A 4,397-nucleotide genomic window follows, 5' to 3' on the forward strand; every position below is an offset into this window, starting at 1 on the left:
CATATCCGTCAGGCGCGCATTGCCTGCTTTTTCGGCAATAATGCTGTCGAATTTAGAAGCAATCGCCGCCTGCCATAATGCTTGGCGTACGGCATTGACCTGTGTTCCCCTACTGTCGCCGTTTGCTTTGTCGTCCAAACCTGTACGCTCGGCAACGCGTGTGGCATTACTGGTCATATTGATTAAGCCTTCGTCTTCCATGCCGATAACTTGGGCGGCTACGGGATGGTTAAGCGCGAATTGAGCCATTTTACTGCGGCGGCTTTGATCTTCCTGATACGATTGGCAACCGGACAATACCAGCATGCCAAGAACGGCGCATTGAATGTGTTTTTGAATATGTTTCATGATGTAACTATCGATATTATTGTGTGAGTTTAACTTATTGTTTAACATAGAAACGCCCGTAAGCGCAAAATAATTCCCATACGGCCAAATCGGCGCATGAATGGCTATTTTATAATAAAAATAAGGCCGTCTGAAATTTTTCAGACGGCATAAGTACTTTTAACCTACCAAGCTGCGAATCTGCGGCCAATAAAACAGGCAGGCTATCGAGCAAATAGCAATACTGATACCGGCTGCATTAATGCTGCTGATTTTTTCTTTAAATATTGCCGCTCCAATCAGCGTACCCAAAACAATCACGCCAATATTCATTCCGGCAAAGACCAAGGTTGGATTATCCTTCATGATTTGGTGTGCCGAGATGTAGGTAACAATATTCAAAAAATTCAGGCAGCCTAAAATCATACCGCCCACTATGCCCTCTTTGGTCCATTTGCTTCCTTTAGCAAACAGGTAGCCAAACATCAAGATACCGGCCAAACAAAACGCCACCAGCAAATTACCGGCAAACGCGGTACCGCTTTTAGCCACTTGTTTAAACAAAATATCAATGATGCCGTAGCCACACCAAACGCCCAAAAGCAGCATCACTTGCGTACTGAGGCCGCCGGATTTCTTGCCGCCATCGCTTTTCCAAAGCAAGAAAAACAGTGCCGTAAATGCCAATACCAAACCAATCAGACGGCCTTCGGTCAGTTGCTCATGAAACAGCGTAAACGAAGCAACGATGGGCAAAAACAGTGAGAGGCGTTGCGCCGCGTCCGATTTGACGATACCTGCCGCATCTACGGATTTACCCATAATCACGAATACGGTTGGCAGCAATATGCCCAAGGCCGCAAAAAGCCACCAAGTCGGCAAAAATACCTGCGGATTGCTCAAATCAGGCTTTAACACCAGCATGGTCAAAATGACGGCAACGATGTAGTTCACCGCCACCGCCTGCTCAATATTGATTTTTTGCTTGCGCGCCACCTTCAGCAATACGGAAACCAACACGCTGCAAACGATACTTGCTAACAAATATACCATGCTTTAGAACCATCCTTGAGTGGAGATAGGCTTATCTTCATTCAGTTTAATCAGTCCGACGACTACGCGATAAATAAACCAAATGGCAGTCACCAACAGAATCAACCAACCAATTAAGATAAGTATAGTTAATCGTCCTAAAAGCAGACCAATCAAAGACACCCAAAATGTCTTAATCAGCCAATCAATATGGCTGGCGTAAATACTGCCTTGTGCTTCATCGCGCTTGATAAACGCCAAAATCACACCGATTACGGGTGTAAACAAAATCAACAGACCCAAGGCGTATGTCACATAAGCAATAAAAACATAGTTTTTCACTTCGGAGTTGGACGTATTGACCACATTCGCCGCCGTATTATTGTTCCCTGTATTATGGTTTTCCGTATGATTGGCTGCCGTATTATTGAAACTGTTGTCTTTAGCTTCCTGACGCTCGTACTGCATAGCCGCATCATAAGCCAGACGTTTTTCCGGATGAGACAATACTTCAAATGCCTGTCCGATGGCTTTAAACCGCTCCGCATCTTTCTGAATATCCGGATTGGCCACCAATTTGCCGTAAGCCTCGCGGATAACGTTAATATTAGCATCCTGAGACACGCCCAAAATTTCGTATAAATTCACTTGTTCCATCTGTATTCCCCTCCTTTACGCGTCCACTGCAACATGAACATCTTGCGGATTGAGCGTCCGCAGGTTTTCAGGCTTCATGCCTACGATAAACCCACGTTTGCCGCCATTGATAAAAATCTCGTCCAAAGCCCAAATGCTTTCTTCCACATAAACCGGCAACGCGGTTTTCATACCGAATGGCGATGTTCCGCCGACCAAATATCCTGTCCATTTCGCCGCCTGATCCGCCGTTGCCGGCTCGATGTGTTTCAAGCCCAGTTCTCGCGCCAAATTGCGGGTGGAAATATGTTTGTCGCCGTGCATTAAAACAACCAAGCCTTTTTTATACTCATCCTGCAAAACGATTGTTTTGATGACTTGATGCTCAGGCTTGCCCGTACATTCGGCAAAACGCGCCGTACCGCCGTGTTCTTCATACGCGTAAACATAAGGGACAAAATCGATTTTCTTACTGCGTAAAAAGCGTACAGCCTGCGTAACCGGATATTCTGCTTTACTCATGGTTATTTTCCGCCATCCTTTTTCAGACGACCCCTCTTAAATATGGAACGTAAACAGTCGCAATGTTACCATACCTTCTTTTTGAAATCAGGAGACAACATGGACATCCGCTATCTTGGTACAAGCAAACGCTATTCAGAAGCCGTCGTAGCCAACGGCTTGGTTTTCCTCTCCGGCATGGTTCCCGAAAATCCTGAAGCCGACGCCAAAGCGCAAACTGAAAACGTTTTGGCACAAATCGATTCATGGCTCGCCCAATGCCAATCCGACAAAGCCCATATTTTAGAAGCCACCATCTATCTACCCGATATAAACGACTACGCTGCCATGAACGAAGCCTGGGACGCATGGACAGCCCCTGAACGCGCTCCGGCCCGCGCCTGCGTGGAGGCGAAACTGGCTTCGCCCGACTGGAAGGTTGAAATCAAAATTACCGCCCTTCAAATCAAATAAAGCGCAAATATCAGGCCGTCTGAAAACGCAGCTTCAACCAAGCAAGCGCAGTTTTTCAGACGGCCTTTATTCTTTTGCGGTACAATACCGCCCTTAAATTTTTCTATTATTTCAAAGCACAAACAGCCATGTCCAAAAAAACCAAGCAAGAATTAGAAAACAACAAACTCAGCAAACGCCTGCGCCACGCCGTCGGCGATGCCATTAACGATTTCAACATGATCGAACCGGGCGACAAAATCATGGTCTGCCTTTCCGGCGGCAAAGACAGCTACGCCCTTTTAGACATCCTGCGCCAGCTTCAAGCCAGCGCGCCAATTGATTTCGAACTGGTCGCCGTCAATCTCGACCAAAAGCAGCCGGGTTTCCCCGAAGAAGTATTGCCGACCTATCTCGAAAGCATCGGCGTGCCGTATAAAATCGTTGAAGAAGACACCTACTCCACCGTCAAACGTGTGTTGGACGAAGGTAAAACGACTTGCTCGCTGTGCAGCCGCTTGCGCCGAGGCATCCTCTACCGCACCGCAAAAGAATTGGGCTGCACCAAAATCGCCTTAGGACACCACCGCGACGACATCCTTGCCACCATGTTCCTGAATATGTTTTACGGCGGCAAACTCAAAGCTATGCCGCCTAAATTGGTGAGCGACAACGGCGAACACATCGTCATCCGTCCTCTGGCGTATGTCAAAGAGAAGGACTTGATCAAATATGCCGAGCTGAAACAATTCCCAATCATCCCATGTAACCTCTGCGGCTCTCAGCCCAACCTGCAACGCCAAATCATCGGTGACATGCTGCGCGATTGGGACAAACGTTTCCCCGGCCGTATTGAGTCTATGTTCTCCGCGCTACAAAACGTTGTTCCATCGCATTTGGCCGATACCGAACTTTTCGACTTTGTCGGCTTGGAGCGTGGTCAAAGCCTGAAACATGGTGGCGACTTAGCGTTTGACAGCGAAAAAATGCCGGAACGTTTCTCCGACGGCAGCGAAGAAGACGAAAGTGAAATCAAAATCGAACCGCAAAAAGCTGAACGCAAAGTCATCAATATTTTGGCAAATAAACCTAAAACCTGCGGTTTATAATTCCATTTAATTTTCAGACGGCCTTTCGGTAGCTATTCCCCGAAAGGCCGTCTGAATATTCAAATTTAAAATTTTTCTATTCTTTTTTATCTATTCTTTTCCTGACAAACCGTGCAGCAGCAATCCCAATACGTCTTGCGGCAACTTTTGCGGCGCGGCGGCATAAAGCGCGGTCAGTTGCGGATGGCGCATCAATATATCCGCCTGACGGATGAACAGGTCGATGAGCTCCACCGGCAAATCGGGCTGGATCAGGCGGCGTTGTTGCAGAGCATGGAAGAATCCGCGCATAAAGGCGTATTTTTCTTCGTTCAATTCGTGGAAAAACCGCTCCAGCTC

General features: G+C 47.2%; 5 protein-coding genes and 2 pseudogenes. 2 read left to right on the forward strand and 5 right to left on the reverse strand.

Annotation, left to right across the window (positions count from 1 at the left end):
- The 4 genes and pseudogenes from Q1M25_RS08410 to Q1M25_RS08425 form a co-directional block, all read right to left on the reverse strand.
- A pseudogene (locus Q1M25_RS08410) lies at positions 1 to 348 on the reverse strand (hypothetical protein); the annotation flags it as partial.
- Between the two features lie 159 nt (positions 349 to 507).
- Positions 508 to 1,380: a DMT family transporter gene (locus Q1M25_RS08415; protein WP_300483816.1), complete on the reverse strand. Its 873-nt coding sequence runs from the start codon at positions 1,378 to 1,380 to the stop codon at positions 508 to 510.
- A gap of 3 nt (positions 1,381 to 1,383) precedes the next feature.
- Positions 1,384 to 2,016 (reverse strand): DnaJ domain-containing protein, encoded by a 633-nt coding sequence (locus Q1M25_RS08420; RefSeq protein WP_300483818.1) that lies wholly within the window; start codon positions 2,014 to 2,016, stop codon positions 1,384 to 1,386.
- A gap of 15 nt (positions 2,017 to 2,031) precedes the next feature.
- Positions 2,032 to 2,517 carry an aminoacyl-tRNA deacylase gene (locus tag Q1M25_RS08425; protein WP_300483820.1) on the reverse strand — a complete coding sequence of 162 codons (486 nt, stop codon included), beginning with the start codon at positions 2,515 to 2,517 and terminating at the stop codon, positions 2,032 to 2,034.
- Between the two features lie 99 nt (positions 2,518 to 2,616).
- On the opposite strand from Q1M25_RS08425, the gene Q1M25_RS08430 reads away from it, so the two are divergent.
- Both Q1M25_RS08430 and ttcA read left to right on the forward strand, forming a co-directional pair.
- A complete protein-coding gene (locus tag Q1M25_RS08430; protein ID WP_300483821.1) occupies positions 2,617 to 2,970 on the forward strand; it encodes a RidA family protein in 354 nt (117 codons plus the stop codon).
- Between the two features lie 128 nt (positions 2,971 to 3,098).
- The gene (gene ttcA, locus Q1M25_RS08435) at positions 3,099 to 4,058 is read left to right on the forward strand and encodes a tRNA 2-thiocytidine(32) synthetase TtcA (RefSeq protein WP_300483822.1); all 960 of its coding nucleotides are present in this window, start codon (positions 3,099 to 3,101) and stop codon (positions 4,056 to 4,058) included.
- A gap of 90 nt (positions 4,059 to 4,148) precedes the next feature.
- Here the strand turns inward: ttcA and Q1M25_RS08440 are convergent.
- Positions 4,149 to 4,397, reverse strand: a pseudogene (locus Q1M25_RS08440) (TetR/AcrR family transcriptional regulator); the annotation flags it as partial.

The sequence above is a fragment of the uncultured Neisseria sp. genome (assembly GCF_951230505.1).
In the GTDB taxonomy this organism is placed as follows: domain Bacteria; phylum Pseudomonadota; class Gammaproteobacteria; order Burkholderiales; family Neisseriaceae; genus Neisseria.